General features: G+C 72.2%; 15 protein-coding genes. 10 read left to right on the top strand and 5 right to left on the bottom strand.

Going from position 1 to position 21,114, the window contains the following annotated elements; translation table 11 throughout:
• Nucleotides 1-47: 47 nt before the first annotated feature.
• From OG870_RS35040 to OG870_RS35030, 3 genes are all read left to right on the top strand, one after another.
• Nucleotides 48-731 carry a glycosyltransferase family 2 protein gene (locus OG870_RS35040; RefSeq protein WP_327692352.1) on the top strand — a complete coding sequence of 228 codons (684 nt, stop codon included), beginning with the start codon at nucleotides 48-50 and terminating at the stop codon, nucleotides 729-731.
• Entirely contained in the window at nucleotides 728-1,336 is a 609-nt protein-coding gene (locus tag OG870_RS35035) for a TIGR04282 family arsenosugar biosynthesis glycosyltransferase (protein ID WP_327691838.1), read from the top strand. Before OG870_RS35040 ends, OG870_RS35035 begins: the two co-directional genes overlap by 4 nt.
• 140 nt (nucleotides 1,337-1,476) lie before the next feature.
• A complete protein-coding gene (locus OG870_RS35030; RefSeq protein ID WP_327692351.1) occupies nucleotides 1,477-2,175 on the top strand; it encodes a methyltransferase domain-containing protein in 699 nt (232 codons plus the stop codon).
• A 78-nt stretch (nucleotides 2,176-2,253) separates the two neighbouring features.
• Here OG870_RS35030 and OG870_RS35025 read toward each other — a convergent pair whose 3' ends face one another.
• Complete coding sequence (locus OG870_RS35025; RefSeq protein WP_327691837.1) at nucleotides 2,254-2,715, bottom strand: hypothetical protein; 462 nt, start codon at nucleotides 2,713-2,715, stop codon at nucleotides 2,254-2,256.
• Nucleotides 2,712-3,947 (bottom strand): molybdopterin-dependent oxidoreductase, encoded by a 1,236-nt coding sequence (locus OG870_RS35020; protein WP_327691836.1) that lies wholly within the window; start codon nucleotides 3,945-3,947, stop codon nucleotides 2,712-2,714. The genes OG870_RS35025 and OG870_RS35020 overlap by 4 nt, the downstream gene beginning before the upstream one ends.
• Before the next feature lie 152 nt (nucleotides 3,948-4,099).
• On the opposite strand from OG870_RS35020, the gene OG870_RS35015 reads away from it, so the two are divergent.
• Nucleotides 4,100-5,413, top strand: a complete 1,314-nt coding sequence (locus tag OG870_RS35015) for a hypothetical protein (RefSeq protein WP_443063473.1) — start codon at nucleotides 4,100-4,102, stop codon at nucleotides 5,411-5,413.
• Between the two features lie 52 nt (nucleotides 5,414-5,465).
• Here the strand turns inward: OG870_RS35015 and OG870_RS35010 are convergent, their stop codons facing one another.
• Nucleotides 5,466-8,378, bottom strand: a complete 2,913-nt coding sequence (locus OG870_RS35010) for a SpoIIE family protein phosphatase (RefSeq protein ID WP_327691834.1) — start codon at nucleotides 8,376-8,378, stop codon at nucleotides 5,466-5,468.
• Nucleotides 8,379-8,544: 166 nt separating this feature from the next.
• Nucleotides 8,545-9,309, bottom strand: coding sequence for an SIS domain-containing protein (locus OG870_RS35005; RefSeq protein ID WP_266590724.1), 765 nt, complete (start codon nucleotides 9,307-9,309; stop codon nucleotides 8,545-8,547).
• Between the two features lie 157 nt (nucleotides 9,310-9,466).
• On the opposite strand from OG870_RS35005, the gene OG870_RS35000 reads away from it, so the two are divergent.
• The 6 genes from OG870_RS35000 (at nucleotide 9,467) to OG870_RS34975 (ending at nucleotide 18,801) form a co-directional block, all read left to right on the top strand.
• On the top strand, nucleotides 9,467-10,351 hold the full coding sequence (locus tag OG870_RS35000) for a MurR/RpiR family transcriptional regulator (protein ID WP_266590722.1): 885 nt from the start codon (nucleotides 9,467-9,469) through the stop codon (nucleotides 10,349-10,351).
• A gap of 120 nt (nucleotides 10,352-10,471) precedes the next feature.
• Entirely contained in the window at nucleotides 10,472-14,695 is a 4,224-nt protein-coding gene (locus OG870_RS34995) for an NEW3 domain-containing protein (RefSeq protein ID WP_327691833.1), read from the top strand.
• Complete coding sequence (locus OG870_RS34990) at nucleotides 14,692-15,405, top strand: peptidyl-prolyl cis-trans isomerase (RefSeq protein WP_443063448.1); 714 nt, start codon at nucleotides 14,692-14,694, stop codon at nucleotides 15,403-15,405. The genes OG870_RS34995 and OG870_RS34990 overlap by 4 nt, the downstream gene beginning before the upstream one ends.
• 128 nt (nucleotides 15,406-15,533) lie before the next feature.
• Nucleotides 15,534-16,904, top strand: a complete 1,371-nt coding sequence (locus OG870_RS34985; protein WP_327691831.1) for an extracellular solute-binding protein — start codon at nucleotides 15,534-15,536, stop codon at nucleotides 16,902-16,904.
• A 2-nt stretch (nucleotides 16,905-16,906) separates the two neighbouring features.
• On the top strand, nucleotides 16,907-17,926 hold the full coding sequence (locus OG870_RS34980; protein ID WP_405625157.1) for a carbohydrate ABC transporter permease: 1,020 nt from the start codon (nucleotides 16,907-16,909) through the stop codon (nucleotides 17,924-17,926).
• Nucleotides 17,923-18,801, top strand: a complete 879-nt coding sequence (locus OG870_RS34975; protein ID WP_266590716.1) for a carbohydrate ABC transporter permease — start codon at nucleotides 17,923-17,925, stop codon at nucleotides 18,799-18,801. Before OG870_RS34980 ends, OG870_RS34975 begins: the two co-directional genes overlap by 4 nt.
• Here the strand turns inward: OG870_RS34975 and OG870_RS34970 are convergent.
• A complete protein-coding gene (locus OG870_RS34970) occupies nucleotides 18,791-21,103 on the bottom strand; it encodes a glycoside hydrolase family 3 N-terminal domain-containing protein (RefSeq protein ID WP_327691830.1) in 2,313 nt (770 codons plus the stop codon). The two genes, OG870_RS34975 and OG870_RS34970, sit on opposite strands and share 11 nt — an antisense overlap.
• Between the last annotated feature and the right edge of the window lie 11 nt (nucleotides 21,104-21,114).

The raw sequence follows: 21,114 nt of genomic DNA, 5'->3' as shown, positions 1-21,114 counted from the left end.
AATCTGGCGAAGACGTATCCGACGCGCGGGAACCGGTCGCGGCGTCCGTGGACGTCGTGCTCCCCTGTCTCGACGAGGCCGAGGCCCTCCCACAGGTCCTGGCACGCATCCCGGCCGGCTGGCGCGCGCTCGTCGTGGACAACGGCTCCACCGACGGCTCGGCGGACATCGCCCGCGCCCTCGGCGCGAGCGTGGTGCACGAGGAGCGGCGCGGCTTCGGCGCCGCCTGCCATGCCGGCCTGACCGCCGCCACGGCGGACATCGTCTGCTTCTGCGACTGCGACGCCTCGCTCGACCCGGCCGACCTGGTGCCCTTCGTGCGCCGGATCGTGGCCGGTGAGGCGGACCTGGTGCTCGGCCGCCGCCGCCCGCGGTCCCGCGGCGCCTGGCCGCCGCACGCCCGCGCCGGCAACCTGGCCGTGACCCGCCTCCTGCGCCGCCGCTCCGGCCTGCGGCTGCGCGACCTCGGCCCCTTGCGCGCCGCCCGCCGCGAGCCCCTGCTCGCCCTCGGCCTCTCGGACCGTCGCAGCGGCTACCCCCTGCAGATGGTCGTCCGCGCGGCCGACGCGGGCTGGCGCATCGCCGAGTACGACGTCCCGTACCGGCCGCGCGCGGGCACCTCCAAGGTGACCGGCACCTGGCGCGGGACCTGGCAGGCGGTGCGGGACATGAGCCGGGTGCTGGCCGAGCCGCCCGTGGACCTGCCGGCGCGGGAAGGGGCCCGCCCATGACCACGCTCCTGGTCATCGCGAAGGAGCCCGTGCCCGGGAAGGTGAAGACCCGGCTGACACCGCCGTTCAGCCCGCGGGAGGCGGCCGCGCTCGCCGAGGCGGCTCTCGCGGACACCCTGGACGTCGTGGCGCGGACCCCCGCACACCGCCGTGTGCTGGTCCTGGAGGGCGCTCCGGGCCCCTGGCTGCCGTCCGGCTTCGAGGTCGTACGGCAGTGCCCGGGCGGGCTCGACGAACGGCTGGCCGCCGCGTTCGCGAGCTGCACCGGCCCTGCCCTCCTCATCGGCATGGACACCCCGCAGGTGACTCCCGGCCTCCTCAGCGTCGACTTCGCCGACTGCGACGCCTGGTTCGGCCCCGCGCAGGACGGCGGTTTCTGGGCTCTCGGGCTGGCCGAGCCCGACCCTTCACTCCTGCTCGGCGTCCCGATGTCGACGCCCCACACGGGCGCCGTCCAACGGGCCCGCCTCGCGGGCCTGCGGGTACGGGACCTGCCCCGCCTGCGCGATGTGGACACCTCGCAGGACGCCGAAGTCGTCGCCGGGGCCGCACCGTCCGGACGCTTCGCGGCGACCCTGGCACAGCTCACGGCGGCGGCCCGGTGAGCGGCACGACGCGTGGTGCGCCGGAGGTGGCGACGTTGATCGGCCGGCAGCCGGGCACTGGCACCGGCACCTTCACACCCGTCGGCGCCGACACCCTCACCGACGACGGCACCTGGTCCGCGGACCCCTACGCCCATGCCCTGCGCACCGGTCGGGGCCCGCTGTTCCTGCGGCGCGCCGACGGATGGTTGCTGCTTCTGGAGGTGGAGCGTTGGTGCTCCGAGGCCGACGCGGTGGACCTGGAGGTGGTACGGCGCTGCGAGGGCGCGGTGCTGGACGTCGGCTGCGGGCCGGGCCGCCTGGTCGCGGCACTCGGCGCGCGCGGATGGCCGGTGCTCGGCATCGACGTGAGTGAGGAGGCGGTCGCACGCACGATCGGGCTGGGCGGACAGGCACTGCGCCGCTCCGTCTTCGAGGCGCTGCCCGCCGAGGGCCGCTGGGGCACCGTGCTCCTGCTCGACGGCAACCTCGGCATCGGCGGCGACCCGCGCGCCCTGCTCGCCAGGATGGCCCAACTCCTGTCCCCCGGCGGCCTGTTGATCGCGGAGACGGTTCCCGGGCCGGACATCGACGAGCGGGTCCGGGTACATGTCACCGACGCGCAAGGGGCCGCCGGCAGCCCCTTCCCCTGGGCCAGGCTCGGCACGCCCGCCCTACTGCGGCACGCACACCGCGCGGGCTGGCGTGCCGTCGATCAGTGGACCGCCGGCGACCGCTGCTTCGTCGCCCTACGCACCCGCACCACGAACAACAGCGCCGAGCCGCCGAAGAGCACGGCCGACACCAACAGCCAACGGGCGAGGAAACCGTCGGCGGACAGACTGGTGGCGGACGCGTAACGCGCCGCCACCTGAGCCAGAACTCGACACGCCCGCCCCACTGCGGCACGCACACCGCGCGGGCTGGCGTGCCGTCGATCAGTGGACCGCCGGCGACCGCTGCTTCGTCGCCCTACGCACCCGCACCACGAACAACAGCGCCGAACCACCGAAAAGCACAGCCGACACCAACAGCCAACGAGCAAGGAAACCGTCGGCGGACAGACTGGTGGCGGACGCGTAGCGCGTCGCCACCTGTCCGCTGATCAGTGGGAACCAGACCAGCAGGAGCAGCAGCGACAGCGCGGCCGGCACGCGGACGTACCCCACCCACCCGCGCCGCGGGCCGGCCGCCTTCACCAGTGCGCGGTCCGCCGCCGCGTACAGCGGCAGCAGCACCAGGTCGTGGATCAGCGCCGCCCCAACGAACCACAGGGCCACCTCGAACCAGTCCCCCGCGAGCAGTCGCACTCCCGCGTATCCGGCGAGCGCGAACGAGCAGGCGAGCAGCAGGAGTTGGAGCGGACTGCCGACAGGTGGCAGGAATCCGGGGCGCCTCATCGCAGGTCTCCGAAGCTCAGTGCGGCCACCCACTTGGTGTTGAGCACGCCGGGTGCCGCGGGCACGATGATCCGTGCGGGGTGGCCGTGGTCGGGGGTCAGGTCCTCGCCGTTGACGAACAGGGCGAGCAGGGATCGCGGGTCGGCGACCTGGTTGGCGCGCAGGGCGGCCCGGCGGAAGGCGCCGTGCCGTTGCAGCGACTCCACGAACACGTCGGGCGGGTCCCCGTCGTGGCCGACGAGGGCCGCGAGGTCCCGCAGCCGTACGCCGCGCCACCACTGGTCGGAGGTCGACCAGCCCTCGACGCAGGCGATGGGCAACGCCGAGCTGTGCAAGGGGAGTCGGAGAAGTTCGGCGCGGCTGAGCCGGACGGTCCCGGAGCGTCCCGTCACCACCAGGCGCCAGGCGTCCTCGCTCCTGTCGGCGGCGGTGATCCCGGCGTACGCGGCGGTCTTGTTGATCTGGAAGCCGCCGGGGCCGCTGCCGGGATCGACGCCGCCGTGCGGGGCCAGCACGGCGCTCCAGCGCAGCCCGTCGAAGTCCTGCCCGGCCGTCGTGGCCAACAGCAGCAGCGAGCCGCCCCCGACCAGCCCGAGGGCGCCGCGCCGGGAGACGGTGGGCGGATCCGGGTCCGGGGCCACCAACTCGCTCGGCTCCTCGTGCAGTTGACGCAGGTTGCGCCAGGCCGTCGGCAACTTCAGCACGGCGTGCGCGAGGAACGCGGCGAAGAAGACCCAGGCGCCGTAGAAGTGCAGCGGGTAGAAGGAGCCGGGGAAGACGTAGTCGAGCTGGACGTTCAGCACGCCGGTGACGAACTCGAACAGGCCGCCGCCGACCAGCAACAGCAGCGAGATCCGTTCCAGGGCGTGGGCGAGGGAGCGGGCGGGCGGCAGCGTGAACAGCCTGGGCACGACCGACCACAGCTTGGCCAGCAGGACGGGGATGAGCGTGATCCCGAGGGTGACATGGGTGCCCTGGGTGAGCCGGTACAGCCAGTGCGGGTCGGTCGGCCAGGAGAACAGGTAGAAGCCGAGGACGCCCTTGTCCGGGGTCTTGTCGTTCACCGGCGACAGGTCCGGGTTGTAGGCGGCGTATGACAGCAGTCCCGTCACGAACAGCACGGTGATCCCGCCGAGCAGGACGATGCCGAGCACCGATGTGAACCAGGGGCCGCGCAGCGGGCTGCGCCAGAAGGAGGGCGAGAAGGGGGACGAGAAGCGGGGCCGTCTCATGCTCCGACGGTAGGTCCGGACCGCCCCGGCAACGGGTCTGCGAACCATGACGAAACTCTGACGTCCGCGCATGTCAGCCGTTCGGGGCAGCCCGCCCCGCCTAGCGTTTCCGCGTGACCAGTGAGCCCCTTTGCGAGCCGCAGTGCAAGCCTCTGCGCGAGACCCTTCGTGACCTGTACGCGGCCGTCGCCGCCGCGCTGCTCGTCGCGACGGCGGTAGTCGTCGGCTCCGGCATCGAGCACCGCGACGGCACACTGCGGGTCGCCTGGCCCCCGCTGCTGGCGACCTGGGAGCCGCACGTCGGTCCCGGCACCCCGGCCGCGCTCGCCGTCGCGGCCGCCGTGGTCGCGTACGGCCCCGCCGTGGCGGCCCGTCTGCCCTGGCGCCCCCTGCTCCTCGCCGGCTGGGGGGCGGCGGCGGCCTGGACGTGGTCCCTCGCCCTGGTCGACGGCTGGTACCGGGGCATCGCCGAGCAGCTGACGACCCGGAACGAGTACCTCCCGGTCGTCGGCCGCTTCCACGACATCGCCGCCGCCCTGCGGGACTTCAACCACCACATCCTGATCGACTCCCCCGGCAACTGGCCCGCGCACGTCGCCGGCCATCCCCCGGGTGCCACCCTCACCTTCGTCCTCCTCGACAGGGCCGGGCTGGGCGGCGGGGGCTGGGCGGGCGCCTTCGTCATCACGGTCGGCACGACCGCGACGGTCGCGGTCCTGATCGCCGTACGGGCACTCGCCGACGAGACGCTCGCCCGGCGCGCCGCCCCATATCTCGTCCTGGCCCCGGCGGCGGTGTGGGTGGGGACCTCCGCCGACGGCTACTTCACGGCGGTCGCCGCCTGGTCGGTCGCGTTCCTGGCCCTGGCGGTGACGGGTCGCAGCCCCCGCCGCACGGCGCTCGCCTCGGGCCTCCTCCTCGGCCTGACCGCATACCTCTCCTACGGCCTCACGCTCTTCGCCCTGATCGCCGCCGCGGTCCTCCTCCTGGGCTCCCGGCGCGCCCGCCCGCTCCCCTTCCTGCTCGCCGGACTCGCCGTCGTGCCGGTCGTGTTCACCACGCTGGGCTTCGACTGGTGGGAGGCGTACCGGCTGCTCGTCACCCGCTACCGCCAGGGAGCGGGCGGCGTCCGACCGTACGGCTACTGGGTGTGGGCGAACCTGGCCTGCACGGTGTTCGTCGTCGGCCCGGCGACGGCCGCGGGACTGCGCCGCACGGGGGTGGCTCTCACGCGTCGCGCCCCGGCGCCCGCCTTCCGCCTCGCCGTCCTCGTGGCCGTCGCTCTGCTCGCCCTTCTCGTCGCCGACGTGTCCGGCATGAGCAAGGCGGAGACGGAGCGCATCTGGCTGCCGTTCGCGATGTGGCTGCTGCCGAGCTGCGCCTTTCTGACGAGGGCGCGAGGCTGGCTGGCAGCGCAGGCGGCCCTTGCCCTTCTCGTCAACCACCTGCTGTTGACGGGCTGGTGACCCGCGGACTCATCACCGTGCGTCCAGTCATCACCGTGCGTCCGGCGGAGCGTCACGGCAGCGGCTGTTCCGCCCAGATGACCTTGCCGTAGGGCGTGTACCGCGTGCCCCAGCGCTCCGTGAGCTGGGCGACCAGGAACAGGCCACGCCCGCCCTCGTCCTCCGTGCGGGCGCGGCGCAGGCGGGGCGAGGTGCTGCTGCCGTCGGAGACCTCGCAGATGAGGGCACGGTCCCGCATCAGGCGCAGTTGCACGGGGCCGGTGGCGTGGCGGATGGCGTTGGTGACGAGTTCGCTGGCGACCAGTTCGGTGGTGAACGCGAGGTCGTCGAGGTTCCAGGCGTGCAGCTGCCCGGTGACCGCGGTGCGGGCGCGGGAGACGACAGCCGGATTGCTGGGCAGGTCCCACTGGGCGACCCGGTCCGGGCCGAGGACATGGGTGCGGGCGACGAGCAGGGCCACGTCGTCGCTCGGCCGGGACGGCAGCAGCGCGTCGAGCACCGCCTCGCAGGTGTCCTCCGGGGCCCGGCCGGCGACGCCCAGGACGGCACGGAGCCGGTCCAGGCCGGAGTCGATGTCGCGCAGCCGGTCCTCGACCAACCCGTCGGTGTAGAGCACCAGTTGGCTGCCTTCGGCCAGTTCCAGCTCGACGGTCTCGAAAGGCATGCCGCCCAGGCCCAGGGGCTGGCCGGCGGGCAGGTCGACGAACTCGACCGTGCCGTCCGGCGCGACGACCGCGGGCAGGGGGTGCCCGGCGCGGGTGAGGGAGCAGCGCCGGGACACCGGATCGTAGACGGCGTAGAGGCAGGTCGCTCCGACTATGCCGGAGTCGGCCTGGGTGCTCTCCACCTCCCAGCCCTCGCCCCGGTCGAGGCGTCCGACCAGGTCGTCGAGGTGGGCGAGGAGGTCGTCCGGGGGCAGGTCGAGGGCACAGAAGTTGTGTACGGCGGTGCGCAGCCGGCCCATGGTGGCGGCGGCGTGCAGGCCGTGCCCGACGACGTCGCCGACGACCAGCGCCACCCGGGCGCCGGACAGCGGGATGACGTCGAACCAGTCGCCGCCGACGCCGGCCTGCGCGGGCAGATAGCGGTAGGCGACCTCGACGGCGCTCTGCTCGGGACGGCCCTTCGGCAGCAGGCTGCGCTGCAGGGCGAGTGCGGTGTTGCGCTCGCGGGTGTAGCGGCGGGCGTTGTCGATGCAGGTCGCCGCGCGAAGGACGAGTTCCTGGGCGAGGGAGAGGTCGTCGTCCTCGAAGGGGGCGGGATTCTCGGAGCGGTAGAAGCTGACGACGCCGAGCGTGGTGCCGCGGGCCCGCAGCGGCACGGTGATCAGGGAGTGGACGCCCGCCGCGAGCACCCGTGCCAGTCGCTCCGGGTCCTGTGCGAGCCAGCCGGCCGCCTCGCTCAGGGCGGGTTCCATGATGGACTGCCTGGTCTCCAGGCAGCGGGCCTGCGGCGTGGACGGGACGTACTCGACGGTGTCGCCGACGTCGTACAGATGGTGGGGCTGCTTGCGTACGGCGTGGATGGCCACCCGGCGCAGCGCGCTCCGCCCGCCGAGCGCCTCCGGCTCCTCGCCGCGCAGCACCGCGTCGGGCAGGTCGACGGCGGCGAAGTCCGCGAACCGCGGAACGGTCACCTCGGCCAGTTCCTCCGCGGTGCGTGCCACATCGAGCGTGGTGCCGATCCGGATGCCCGCCTCGTGCAGCAACTCCAGCCGCCTGCGCGCGAGTACGACCAGCCGCCCGACACCGGGCTCACCGACGAGCAGCAGCCGCCTCTCGGCCCCGTCGAGGACGTCCCCGACGGTTTCGGCATGCGATGCCAGTGGAGAGGGAGGGGGAGGCGTGGGGACCACGGTTCGTACGACGACGGGGGGCGGAGTCGGCGGGGCGGGCGCCCTCGGCCCGGTCCCGGTCCCGGAGCCCACCGCTGTGGGCGCACCCGCTGCGGCGACCGTCACCGGCGCCGGCCCTGTTCCCGGCGGCGATGCCGGCGGTGACGTCGGCATCGATGTCGGCAGTCCGAGGCCGCTCAGCCGCGGTCCGCCCAGGATGCGCGCCTCCACCGCGACCCCGGCCTCCCCCGCCGCGCCCATGACCTGGCGCCGCAGCAGTGTGGCGACCCGGCCGCCGGACAGCGGCACCTCGTCGAGGGTGCGGTCCGGCGAGGCGATGAGTTCCTCGGCCCGTTCCCGCAGCACGGCCAGGTCGATCCGGCCGAGGCCGTCGCCGTCTTGCCCGCTGCCGTGGCCGTGCGCCGGCCGGCCCTGCGACCGTGGCGCCCCGCCCGCGTCGGGGCCGGCCCGACGGTAGGCGGCGAGGAGGGCCCGTTCCCGTTCCGTGGCCTGGTCGAGGAGTCTGCCCTCGATGTCCCGGGCGGCCGTGCGGACCAGTCGCAGCATGGCGGGGTCGCCGTGATCGCGCAGGCAGGTGAGGTCGAGGACGGCCTCGATGCATCCGCTCAGCGGGTCCCGCACGGGCGAGCCCGCGCAGGCGAAGGGTTGCAGGCAGTCGGCGAAGTGTTCACGGCCGACGACGTAGACGGGGACGCGTGCGGCGAGCGCTGTGCCGACGCCGTTGGTGCCGGCCACCGGCTCGGAGGCGTCGAATCCCGGGGCGAAGTTGACCTGGTCGAGTCGGTCCTGCAGCGCCGGGCCTCCGCCGAATCGCTGGATCATGCGGCCCCGCGCGTCGCACAGCGCGATCGTCGTGCCCATGTCGGCCAGGGAGGCGGCGAGTTTGTCGAGCACCGGGTCGGCGGCCCGTCGGAACCGCTCGTCCAGGGTCAGGCCCGCTTCGTAGGGGAGCAGCAGATGGTGCGGCTGGAGCCCGACCGAACGGCAGCGCTTCCAGGACTCGAGCACCGGGCCACGGACGTCCGCCTCGACTCGCGCACCGGCCAGAAACCGTTCGTGGGCATCGACCAATCCGCCGATGTCGTCCCAGGCGACGGACAACGAGATCACTTCCCTCACCTGGAGCAGGCCCGGTCGCGGGCCGCCGTTCGGCCCGCCCGGGCGTTGTTCTCCAGGCTTTTTCACCCTAGACCCGCTGTGACCCACACCACAACATCGAACACATATCGGGCGGCGTCGCGTCCGCCAGGGCACCGAGCCGCGCCCGCCACGGCCCTCAGCTGGCGGTGCGGCGAATCCTTCCGGCGTACCGCTTCTCCAGCTCCAGGTTGCCCTCGAACCCACCGGGGACGTTCGCCGAGACGTAGACGGGCGGGCGGTCACCGGAGTCGAGGAGCAGCCTCGACGCCTGGGCGACCGCCATCTGGACCAGCATCACCCCGGTGAGCGTCGACAGGGCGCACACGGCGCCGCCGCCGGGAAGCTCCAGCAGCGCGTCCCCGCGTGGCGCCCGGTTGTCGAGGACGACGTCGGCGAGGTCGGCAAGCTTCTTGCCGCTCGGGTGCCCGGCGGGGACTGCCCGGGTGTGGGTGAGGGAGGTGATGGCGAGGACGCGGTGGCCGTGCTCCTTGGCATGCAGGGCCATCTCGACGATCACGTTGTTCACGCCGGAGTTGGAGATGATCACGAACAGGTCCTGCGGGCTCGGGCCCGCGAGGTGGTAGAGCCGCTCGGCCACGCCTTCGCTGCGCTCCAGGAGCGGGTCGTCGAGGACGCTCGGGTCGCCGCCGCCGTAGAGGACGAGGTCGGCCATGCTGAGGCGGTTGGTGGGGACCAGGCCCCCCGCCCGGCCGGCGAGTTCGAGGACGATGGCCTGGGAGTGGCCGGTGCCGAAGGCCTGGATCACGCCGTCCGCGCGGATGCAGTCGGCGATCAGCCCGGCGGCGGCCGCCACCTCCTCGCGCGCGGACTCGGTGATGCGCTGGAGGACGGTCAGGCTCTCCCGCGCGAAGCCCTCGGCGCTCACAGACTCGACGGACACGCGATACTCCCCACTGGTGGATTGAACCACCCCATCCGACTCCACAGCTGAATCAATAAATCACATGGTTCATGCAGCGAGCAATGCACGAACGTGACCCGCTTTATGGTCCTGGTATTCAATCCGCACCCCTAAGGGTGGCTGATACCTTCTCTTCATGCCCTCGACGGACGTCACCACACTGATCCGCACCGAGCTCCCCCGGCTGGCCGGATCCCTCCGGAAGGTCGGCGAGCTGATCCTGGAGGATCCGGCCGCCGTCACCCACTGCTCGGCCGCCGAGCTCGGCCGCCGTACCGGCACCTCGCAGGCGACGGTGACCCGCTTCTGCCGCGCCATCGGGCTCGACTCCTACCAGCATCTGCTGATCGAGCTGGCGCAGGAGCGCGGCCGGGGCGAGGTCTCCGAGTGGGGCTCCACCGAGATCGACACCGACATCTCGCCCGACGACAGCCTGGAGCGGGTCGTGCAGGTCGTCGGCGTCGCCGACCTGCGGGCGATCCAGCAGACCATCGACCGCATCGACCTGGACGCGGTCGAGCGCGCGGCCCAGGCCCTTGCCCGAGCGCGGCGCATCGACGTGTACGGCGTCGGGGGCAGCGGCGCGGTGGCCCAGGAGACCGAGACCCGGCTGTTCCGCATCGGCTGCTCGGTGCGCGGCTGGACCGAGGTGCACGGCGCGGCCACCTCCGCGGCCCTGCTCACCCCTGCGGACGTGGTCATCGGCATCTCGCACTCCGGCGCGACCCGCGAGACGCTCGAACCGTTCGAAATGGCCAAGGAGCGGGGCGCCACGACGATCGCCCTCACCACGGACCCGCGTTCGCCGCTCGCCAGGGCCGCCGACATCCGGCTGATCTCGGCCACTTCGGAGACCAGCTTCCGCACCGGCAGCATCGGCGGCCGGCACTCGGTCCTGATGCTCGTCGACTGCCTCTACGTCCGGGTCGCCCAGCTCTCCTACCAGCGCGCGAGCGCCTCACTGGCACTGACCGACCACATCACCCCGCAGCATGCGGTGAAGTCGCGCCGGGCCAGGTGAAGCAGTTCCGAACAAGACGCCTCTGCATGGATGAACCACCGAGAAAACGTGAAGATGGTTGTTTGAACCATCCCGGCGATGCCAGGATGGGGCTCCGCCGAGCATCCTCGTAGGAGACCCATGCGCGTCACCTCTGCCGAGTCGACCGAGCTCTTCGTGGGGACGACCGAGCATCCGCACCAGGTGATGGCCGTCGAACTGAGCCACACCCCGGGCCGCCCGGTCCGCCTCACCGTCGACGGCCCGGGCGTCCTGGGCACGGCGGTCGCGACCACGGGCGACGACGGCACGCTCCGCGCCGAGATACCCGTGGCCGGCGACCTCGCCCCCGGCGAGGGCACCCACGTCACGATCACCGCCGAGGACGCCGAGGACCCCGCGCACACCGCGCGGCTCACGGTCCCCTTCACCGCCGCCGAGCCCGGCTGGACCATGTTCATGGTCAGCCACTTCCACTACGACCCCGTCTGGTGGAACACGCAGGCCGCCTACACCGAGACCTGGGACGTCGCCGACGACCCGGCCACCACCGGCCTGCCGGCCCGCACCTTCGACTCGCGCGGCCAGTCCGGGATGAGCCTGGTGCGCGCCCACTGCGACCTGGCCCGGCGCGACCCCGCGTACACCTTCGTACTGGCCGAGGTCGACTACCTGAAGCCGTACTGGGACTCCTTCCCGGAGGAGCGCGCCTTCCTGCGCGAGCTGATCCGCACCGGCCGCGTCGAGATCATGGGCGGCACCTACAACGAGCCCAACACCAACCTCACCGGCGCCGAGGCGACCGTACGCAACGCGCTGTACGGCGACGGTTTCCAGCGCGGGATCATGGGCTCGTCGCCGGAGACGGCCTGGCAGCTGGACGCGTTCGGGCACGATCCGCAGTTCCCGGGGCTGATGGCGGACGCCGGGGTCACTTCCAGCTCGTGGGCGCGCGGCCCGTTCCACCAGTGGGGGCCCACGCTGTCGGTCTTCGGCGAGGAGCCGCGCGACCCCGAGCGGATGCAGTTCCCGGCCGAGTTCAGCTGGATCGCCCCGTCGGGGCGCGGGCTGCTGACGGCCTACATGGTCAACCACTACGGCGCCGGATGGGCGATCGACAACGCGCCCACCCTCCCCGAGGCGGAGGCGGCCGCGCTCAAGCTGTTCCGGGGGCTGAAGAAGGTCGCGCTCACACGCAACGTGCTGCTGCCGGTCGGCGGGGACTACGCGCCGCCGTGCCGCTGGGTGATGGCCATCCACCGCGACTGGAACGAGCGGTATGTCTGGCCGCGATTCGTCAGCGGCATCCCGCGCGACTTCTTCGCGGCCGTCCGCGCCCAGCTCGACGCCGAGGGACGCAAGGCCTCCCCGCAGACACGGGACATGAACCCGGTCTACACGGGCAAGGACGTCTCCTACATCGACACCAAGCAGGCCCAGCGGTACGGCGAGACGCTGCTCGCCGACGCGGAGGCCTGGGCGACGCTCGCCTCCCTCGTCGCGGGGCACCCCTATCCGGACGCGGCACTCGACAAGGCCTGGCGGCAGCTGATCTACGGCGCCCACCACGACGCCATCACGGGCTCCGAGTCCGACCAGGTCTACATCGACCTGCTGACCGGCTGGCGCGAGCTGCACGACCTCGCCCGGACCGTGCACGCCGACGCGACGCAGGCCCTCGCCGACCGTGTCACGCCCGGTACCGGCACCGACCTGGTGGTCTTCAACTCCGCGACCTGGCAGCGGCGGGACGTGCTGACGGTCGACGACCCGGGGCTCGTGCCCCTCGGTCTCCCCTCCGTTCGTGAGGACGGTCAACTCCATGTCGTGGTACCCGAGTTGCCCGGCATGGGATACACGACGCTCCCCCTCTCCGAGGGCTCCGCACCCGAGTGGGCACCCGGCGAGGGCGCGACCGTCCGCAACGAGTTCTACGAGGTGACGGTCGACCCCGCGCGCGGCGGCGGCGTCAGCAGCCTGCGCGCGCTCACCGAGGGCGGCCGGGAACTGCTGCGCGCCGGGGACATCGGCAACGAACTGGTCGTGCAGGAGGAGTACGCGCGCCACCCCCGGTTCGGCGAGGGCCCCTGGCACCTCACCCCGACCGGCACCACCGCCGCCCGGAGCCGGGATGTGCGGGCGGACGTCGAGGTCGAGCACTCCCCCGCCGGCTCGCGCATCACCGTCAGGGCCGACCTCGGGCTGTTCCGGTACACCCAGCGTCTGACCCTCTGGACCGGTGTGCCGCGCCTCGACGTGACCACCACCATCGACGGCTACGACGGCGCGGACCGGCTGATCCGGGTCCGCTGGCCCTCCGACGTGCGGGGCGGACTGCCGGTGCACGAGGTGGCGGACGCGGTGATCGGCCGCGGTTTCGGGTTCGTCGACGTGGACAGTGAGCGGTTCCCCTGGACGCTGGACAACCCGGCCAACACCTGGTTCGGGCTCGGGTCGACGGCACGGGTCGAACTGCGGGACGACACAGGCGCGTTGCTCGGCCATCGGTCGATCGGTGTCGCCGAGCTGGTGTACGCCTCCTGGGACGAGGCCGGTGAACTGGGCACCCCGCTCGCGGCGGCCCTCGTACGCGCCGGCGTCACGGCGACCTCGACGATCGCCGGCGGTCCGCGCTACGGCGATCTGGAGGTCGACTCCAACCTGCCCGACATCCGGATCGCGGTCGGCGGCCCGGAGCGCAACTCCGTGGTCGCCGAGGCACTCGGCTGGGACCCGGCAGCCGGACGCGAACTGCGGCGCCGGCTCGCCGAGGCCGGCGTGGCGGCCGTCTGGGTCGCGCCGCGTGCCGGGCTGCGCGAGGAGTGGGTGCCCGGGGCCGACCTGCGCGACCTCGAACGGCTGCCGCTGCTCGTGGTGGCGGGCACCGACGCCGAGGGCGACGCGAAGGCGGTCGACGCGCTGATCGCCGACCTGGACGACGCGACCGTCACGGCCACGGCGGCGGGCGGCGGAGAGGCGCTGCCGCCGGGCGACGCCTGGGACGGGCGCGGCTTCGCCGTCCTCAACCGTGGCACGCCCGGCTGTGTCGTCACCTCCTCGGGCGACCTCTGCATGTCGCTGATGCGTTCCTGCACGGGCTGGCCGTCCGGCATCTGGGTCGACCCGCCCCGCCGCACGGCCCCCGACGGCTCGGCGTTCCAGCTCCAACGCTGGTCCCACACCTTCGAGTACGCGGTGGTCGGCGGCGAGGGCGACTGGCGTCAGCAGCAACTGCCGCGTGTCGGCCATGAGTTCAACCATCCACTGACCGCGCGGATACGGGGTGCCGCGTCCACGGGCGATCTACCGAGGGAACTGGCCCTGCTGAACGTCGAACCCGCGGGTGCCGTCCTGCTCGACGCCCTCAAGCCGGCCGGTTCGCCGCTCGCGCGGGGAAGCGTGGCGCCCGCCGATCCCGGGCGCGGGGTCGTCGTACGGATGCACGAAGTCAACGGACGTCCCGTGCGGGCGCGGGTGCGCGGCCCGAAGGAGTGGGTGCGGGGCGCCCGGGCGGACGTCCTGGAGACACCCGGGGAAGCGCTGGCACCCGACGCACAGGGCGCGCTCGGCGTGGGACTGACCGGCTTCGAGGTGGCGACCGTGCTGGCCATGCCACCCGAGGGCGCCAGGCTCCCGTACGGCCCCGAAGTCGCCGCCCACGAGCCCGCCCAGCCGGTCCACACCCGCTACTGGCTGCACAACTCCGGCCCGGCGCCGCGCGGCAACATGCCGGTCGCGGTGTATGTCTCGCCGACCACGCTCACCGCTTCCGGCGGTCCTGTCACCGCGACGGTCCGGATCGCCTCGGAGCTGACCGACGCCCCCGTCTCCGGCACCGCGAGGATCGACGTCCCGCCCGGCTGGTCCGCCGAGCCCGCCGAACTGCCGTACGCACTCGGCCCGAACGGGTTCACGCTCACCGAGGTCACGGTGACGCCTCCGCCCGACGCCCCGCCCGGCCGGCACTGGCTGGCGGCGCGGCTGTCGTACGAGGGGCAGACGTACGAGGACGTGGTGGCCCTGGAGGTGCCGGGCTCCGTTCCTGGTCCAACTCTGGTCGTGGATCTGGGAGTTGAGAAGGTCACCGTGCGCAGAGGCGAGCGGGCCCAGATCCCGGTGACCCTGCACAACCGCACCCGCGGCCCGGTGAACGGCACCCTGTGGGCCGTGTCCTCCTGGGGCACGTGGGCAGGTGTCGGCCCCGGCTGCCAGGGGTTCACGGTGGCCGCCGGGGAGCAACTGGACCGCTGGATCGACGTGGACGGAGGCGCGATGCCGCCGGGCTCGTACTGGCTGATGGCAAAGGTCGCCTGCCATGGCCGGGTCGCCTACACGCAGGCGATCGCACTGGAGGTGACCCCATGACAAGACACGCGGCCGTCGTACAGGGCGAAGCGGTCCCGAGAGAGCGCGTGGACGCTTTCCTGCAAACCGTCACAACAACGCCCCAAAGGGGCGCGGGCAGTGCCGATATGCGGCTTCGCCGCGTGGGCGCGACCAGCCACGCCGGCGCGGCAGACGCCAGACAACCGCACACGGCACCCCCCGCCGCGCACTCGCCCCAAGCCGAACGCCAACGACGCCGCTGGGCCACGCAGGTGGTAGTCGCCGACGAACTCGCAAGACGAGCCTGCGAGGAACGCGGCCTGGAGCAACCGCCGGAGGTGTCACCGACCCACGTGCTCGCCATCGCCGGCACCGACGTCGCCGACCTCGGCAGCATCGTCGCCGCGACCCTCGCCCACTCGGCGGCCGCCCGCCTGCTGCTGGCCGAGCTGGAGCGGCAACAGGACGTCCCCGAGGCCGCCGTACAGGACTACTACGAGCGCAACCGGGACCGGTACCTGACCCCGGACGCGCTACGGCGCGGGGTGGACCCGTTCGGAAGGACGGCACCCGCGGACTTCCTGCCGTACCAGCAGGCCCGCGAGGGCATCGCACACGAACTCGGCCGGGCGGCGGGCCACCGCGCCTTCTTCGACTGGTTCGACCAGGCACGGGCCGATGTGGTGTACGCCGCCGGACACGAGCACCCCGGCGATCCCTCGCACCCGGACCACGAACACCGCCACTGATCACCGACGGAACCTAAACGCAACACCGCAACCATTGACCTCCGATGAATTCTGGTCCACATTTTCATCAATCGGAGTCGAAGTTGGTTGATTGAACCAGCCACTCGGCTGGTCCCAGGAGGGTGGACATGCGCGCTGGAAGACTGACCGCATCCGTGGCGGGAATCATCACACTGACACTGACGGCGGCCGGCTGCGGCCTGTCCGGCACATCCGGTGGCGGGGACTCCACCGCCGGGGGCTGCAAGGTCGACAAGGGCAACGTCGGCTCCGGCGAACTGACGGGTGACATCAAGGGCCAGATCACCTTCCAGACCACCAACCTGAAGAAAGACTTCGGTGACTTCTTCAACGGAGTGATCGACGACTTCGAGAAGGCCCACCCCGGCGCCAAGGTCAAGTGGATCGACGATCCCGGCGACAACACGTTCACCCAGCGCACCGTCGCCGACGCCCAGGCCTGTACGTTGCCGGACGTCCTCAACCTCAACGCCGAGACGGCCACCGCCCTCACCAAGGCGGGCTACCTGCTCAACCTGGGCGCCAAGGACCCCGACGTGGCCAAGCCGTTCGTCCCGGCGTTCTGGAAGTCCAGCACATTCAAGGACGCCTCGGGCTCGGCGATCCACACCACGCTCCCCTGGTACACCGGCGGCGTCCTGCTGACGTACAACACCGACCTGCTGAAGAAGGCCGGGGTCGACCCCGCGAAGCCGCCGACGACCCTGTTCGGGCTCTTCGCGGACTACGAGAAGATCGCCAAGGCGGGCAAGGGCAAGTACTACGCGACGATGGCCAACCCGGTCTGGCGGATCCCGGCCGACTTCGACCAGATGAACATCAGGACGCTGTCCGCCGACGGCAGGTCCGCGGTCTTCGCCGACGATCCGCGGACCACGCAGTGGGTCGCGTGGATGGCGAAGCTGTACAAGGAAGGCGCCATGCCGAAGGACTCGCTGTCCTCCAGCAACGACCCCTCCACGCTGTACAGCCAGGGCAAGGTCGCCTACGGCTCGACGAACCCGAGCTTCGTGCGCTTCGTGAAGCAGAACAGCCCGTCGGTCTACGCCAGGACGGGCGTCGGCCAGCAGCCCTTCGACGCGCTCGGTCACACTACGGCCGCCCCGCAGTACATATCGGTCGCCGCGACCAGCAAGCACGCCCCGGTGGCCCTGTCGTTCGCCGAGTTCCTCACCAACGCCGAGAACCAGACGGCCTGGTGCAAGGACCCGAACGTGGTGATCTTCCCGACGACCACCACCTCGCTCAACGACCCGTTCTTCCAGAAGGTGAGCGGCAGCGACCCCTTCTCCCAGGCCCGCAAGCTCGTCGCCGAACAGCTGAAGACCACCACCGCCTACCAGACCAACCTTTCCCCGGCCGTGCAGAACGCCATCGTGGCCGAGGTGCAGCTGGCCATGCAGGGCAAGAAGAGCCCCGAACAGGCCGTCAAGGACGCCCAGTCCAAGGCCAATGAGCTGCTGAAGCAGGCGGGCTGACGGTGGCGACCGAGACCGCGAAGCCGGTGTCCGTGCCCGGTACGGAGCGCACAGCCTCCGCGCCGGGCACGGCCCCGTCCCGCACCCGCCGGATCATCCGGGCGCTGCTGCCGGGCCCCGCGCCCGGCGCCAACGGCGCGGCGCTGTACCGCCGTTGGTGGCTGCCCTGGCTGTGGACCGCCCCCGCGATCGTCTGCGCGGTGGTCTTCGGCGTCTTCCCGTTCCTCAACACCGTCCTGCTGTCGTTCACGAACGCCAAGCCGCTCGGCGGCGCCGCGAGCTTCGTCGGGCTGGACAACTACAGCCGGATGCTGGGCGACTCCGACTTCTGGCTGGCGACCCGCAACAGCATCCTGTACGCGGTGGTCGTCGTACCGCTGATGGTGCTGCTGCCGCTGATGCTGGCCGTCCTGGTGGAGAAGAACCTGCCCGGCATCGGCTTCTTCCGCTCGGCCTTCTACACGCCCGTCCTCGCCTCCAGCGTGGTCGTGGGCCTGAGCTGGCAGTGGCTGCTCGCCGACGACGGACTCGTCAACACCTGGCTGCAGCAAGCCCACTTGATCAGATCCGCCGTCCCGTTCCTCTCCGACTCCTGGCTCATCCTCTTCTCCGCGATGGGCCTGACGCTGTGGAAGGGGCTCGGCTGGTACATGATCTTCTATCTGGCCGCGCTGGGGAACGTGCCCAGGGAACTGCACGAGGCGGCCTCCATGGACGGCGCCGGCAGCGTCCGCCGCTTCTGGCACATCACCATGCCGGGCGTACGGCAGGCCATGATGCTCGTGGGCACACTCACCGGCATCGGCTCCCTCAGGGTGTTCACGGAGATCTACATGCTGGGCAGCTCCACCGGAGGCCCCGGCGGCGCCGACCGCACCCTGCCCTTCTACATCCGGGACGTCGGCCTGGACCCGCTGACCGGCAACGCCGGTTACGGCTCGGCGGTCAGCGTGGCGCTGTTCGTGCTGACCCTCGGGCTGACCCTGCTGGCGCAGCGCCTGACCAAGGAGGACGAGGCATGACGACCGCAGTGGACAAGCCCCGGCGCCTGGTGCCGCGCTGGCGGGACTACGGCCGTCCCCGCGAACTCGTCGTCCGCTACCTGCTGTTGCTCTTCGTGCTCGGCATCACGGTCGGCCCGCTGGTCTGGCAGCTCCTGGCCTCGCTGAAGAGCACGAGCGAGGACGTCTTCGGCGCGAACGCCTCGCTCCTGCCGCACCACCCGACACTGCGCGCGTACCGCCAGGTCTTCGACCAGGTGCCGGTGGCCACGTACATCGGGAACAGCGCGCTCGTGGTCGTGCTGTCGATCGCCAGCCAGCTGGTGTTCTCCACCACGGCCGGCTACATGCTCTCCAAGCCCGGCTGGAAGGGCCGCAAGGCGGTCTGGGTCGTGCTGGTCGCCTCGATGATGTTCCCCTTCGAGTCGATCATGGTGTCGCTGTTTCTGAGCATCCGCGACCTGGGCCTGGTCGACAACCTGGTGGGCGTGTGGCTGCCCGGGTTCGTGGGCGCCATCAACGTCCTGCTGATGCGCGGCGCGTTCCTCGCGGTGCCGCGCGAGATCGAGGACTCGGCGATGCTCGACGGGGCGGGCGAGTGGCAACGCTTCCGCCACCTCTACCTGCCGTCGGCATGGGGCGCGATCCTGGTCGTCACGATCAACACGTTCATCAGCGCCTGGGACGATTTCCTCTGGCCGCTGATCGTGCTGCGCTCCGAGGACCACATGACGCTGACGCTGGGGCTCTCCCGGCTGCAGAGCTCGTCGTTCGGCTACGACCAGCGGGTGGTCATGGCCGGCTCGGTGATCTCCGTCATCCCGGTCCTGGTGCTGTTCGTGATCACCCAGCGGTGGTTCTACAAGGGTGTCTCCTCGGGAGCCGTCAAGCTCTGACGTCCAGCACTGCGGGTACGGCGGTGAGCGCCGCCCGCGAGGACTGGGCCACCCGGATCTCCGCGGTCGTGGTCCCGGCGAGCCGGTCCCTGTCGAGCGGCAGGGTGACCGTACGGCACTCGCCGGGTGCCAGGTCGACACCCTCGAACGCGCACAGTTCGAGGGTGCGCGGCCAGGTGGACGTGATCAGACGCCGCAGATAGACCTGCACGACCGAACGCCCGTGCCGCCGACCGGTGTTGGTGACGTCGACCGTCACGGTGTGCCCGTCCGTGCCGGGCGGGCCGTAGGCGAAGGTCGTGTACGACAGCCCGTGCCCGAAGGAGTGCTGTGGCTCGGCGTCCTCGTCCGCATAGCCGCCGTACTCGGTGTCCTTGTGGTTGTAGTGGACGGGGAGTTGGGCCGCCGAGCGGGGCACGGACAGCGGCAGCCGGCCGCGCGGATCGGCGTGCCCGAGCAGCACCTCGGCGATCGCGTCGCCGCCCCACGGGCCCGGGTACCAGGCGGTGAGCAGGGCGGCCGCGGTCTCGGGCACGACATGCGGGCGGCCCTGGACCAGCACGACCACCGTCGGCGTGCCCGTCGCGACGACGGTGTCCAGGAGGACGTACTGGGCCCTGCCCAACCGCAGCCCGGCGAGGTCGACGCCTTCGCCGCAGGTCATCTCGGAAACGGCCGTGAGCGCGGCCCCGTTGGCGGCGAAGTCCGTCTCGGGGCTGCGGGCGCTGCTGCCGCCCAGTACCAGCACGGCGACGTCGGAGGCGGCGGCAGCGGCGACCGCCTCCGGGATGCCGGAGAGGTCGCCGCCGGTGAGGGCGCAGCCACGGGCGTACCGGATGTCGGTGCCGGGCGGGGCGAGCGTGCGCAGCCCGTCGAGGACGCTGCTGCCGGCGCGCTGAGGAGCCGTGTAGTCGCCCGACTGGTGGGCGGGCGTGGCGGATTGCGGACCCAGGACGGCGATACGGGAGACGGTCGCCGGGATCGGGAGGGCGCCGCCGTTGTTGTGGAGGAGGGTGACCGAGGCGCGGGCCAGGGCGGTGCTCAACGCCCGGCCCTGCTCGGGAGGGGGCAACTCACTGCCCCCGTAGGGCCGTTCGAAGAGTCCGAGGCGGAACTTCAGGCGCAGGACGCGGGCGACGGCGGCGTCCAGGACGGACTCCTCGACGAGCCCGCGCTCGACCGCCTCCGCAAGGTGCGTGAAGCCCTCGTCCCACAGGCTCAGGTCCACGCCCGCGTCGAGGGCGAGGGCGCCCGCGGAGACCTTGTCCCCGGTGATGCGGGCCAGTCGGTCCACGGCCAGCCCGTCCGCCATCACCAGGCCCTCGAATCCCCAGCTCTCGCGCAGGAGTCCGGTGAGCAGGGCACGGTTGCCGGAACACGGCGTCCCGTCGACCTCGTTGTACGCGGCCATGACGCCGGCCGCCTTGGCGCGGATGCCCGCGCGGGCGGCCGGGAGATGGATCTCGTGCAGTTCCCTCTGGCCCAGCTCGGACTCGGCGGAGTTGCGGCCGCCGACGGTGGAGCCCTGCCCGGCGAAGTGCTTGAGGACGACGGGAGCCTTGTCGGCGGCGAAGTACTCGGCGGGCCCTCCCTGCATGCCGCGCACGAGTGCTTCTGTCAGGCGGGCGGCGAGGTACGGGTCCTCGCCGAAGCACTCCTCGGTACGGCCCCAGCGGGGGTCGCGGGCGATGTCGAGGGCCGAGGTGAGGGCCAAGTGGCCGCCACGGGCGCGGAGTTCGGCGGCGGCGTGGGCGGCGGCGCGCTCGTACAGCTCGGGGTCCCAGGTGGCGCCGACGGCCAGGTTGACGGGCAGCACCGTGCCGTCCAGGGCCATGTGGCCGTGCGGCACCTCCTCGACGAACAGCGCGGGAACACCGAGCCGGCTGCGCCTGACGACATGCCGCTGCACCAGCTCGGCAAGGCCCGCACTGTCGTGCGCCCCCGGCCCGTCGCCGTGCCCGACACCCGACCAGGCATCGGCACGCATCAGCCCGTAGAGCGCACCGAGCCCCTCGAAACGCTCCGTCTCGGCGTACAGGGCGTCGGTGAGTTCATAACCCCCGCCGGGAGCCCGCCGGTAGGCGTCCCAGCCATACATCCGCTGATTGACCTGCCCGGCCTTCTCCCGCAGGGTCATACGGGACAGGAGGTCGCGGACGCGGGTTTCGACGGGGGCGGTGGGGTCTCGATACGCGGGACCGCCGTCGCGGACGCGGTCGTCCAAGACCGTCGGCTCTCCGTGACCGACGCCCCCTTGGGGAGTGGATCCGGCGCGGTCGGCCGCGGGGTGTGGAGTCGGCATGCGGCCGGTCC

Source organism: Streptomyces sp. NBC_00461, assembly GCF_036013935.1.
GTDB lineage: Bacteria > Actinomycetota > Actinomycetes > Streptomycetales > Streptomycetaceae > Streptomyces.
The sequence above is the reverse complement of the archived record's forward strand: the minus strand, read 5'-3'. Positions and strand labels throughout refer to the sequence as shown.

Excerpts from the sequence above, each read along its gene's own strand:
- OG870_RS35035 (WP_327691838.1), top strand. The coding sequence starts at position 728 with ATGACCACGCTCCTGGTCATCGCGAAGGAGCCCGTGCCCGGGAAGGTG.
- OG870_RS35025 (WP_327691837.1), bottom strand. The coding sequence starts at position 2,715 with ATGAGGCGCCCCGGATTCCTGCCACCTGTCGGCAGTCCGCTCCAACTC.
- OG870_RS35020 (WP_327691836.1), bottom strand. The coding sequence starts at position 3,947 with ATGAGACGGCCCCGCTTCTCGTCCCCCTTCTCGCCCTCCTTCTGGCGC.
- OG870_RS35000 (WP_266590722.1), top strand. The coding sequence starts at position 9,467 with ATGCCCTCGACGGACGTCACCACACTGATCCGCACCGAGCTCCCCCGG.
- OG870_RS34995 (WP_327691833.1), top strand. The coding sequence starts at position 10,472 with ATGCGCGTCACCTCTGCCGAGTCGACCGAGCTCTTCGTGGGGACGACC.
- OG870_RS34990 (WP_443063448.1), top strand. The coding sequence starts at position 14,692 with ATGACAAGACACGCGGCCGTCGTACAGGGCGAAGCGGTCCCGAGAGAG.
- OG870_RS34985 (WP_327691831.1), top strand. The coding sequence starts at position 15,534 with ATGCGCGCTGGAAGACTGACCGCATCCGTGGCGGGAATCATCACACTG.
- OG870_RS34975 (WP_266590716.1), top strand. The coding sequence starts at position 17,923 with ATGACGACCGCAGTGGACAAGCCCCGGCGCCTGGTGCCGCGCTGGCGG.
- OG870_RS34970 (WP_327691830.1), bottom strand. The coding sequence starts at position 21,103 with ATGCCGACTCCACACCCCGCGGCCGACCGCGCCGGATCCACTCCCCAA.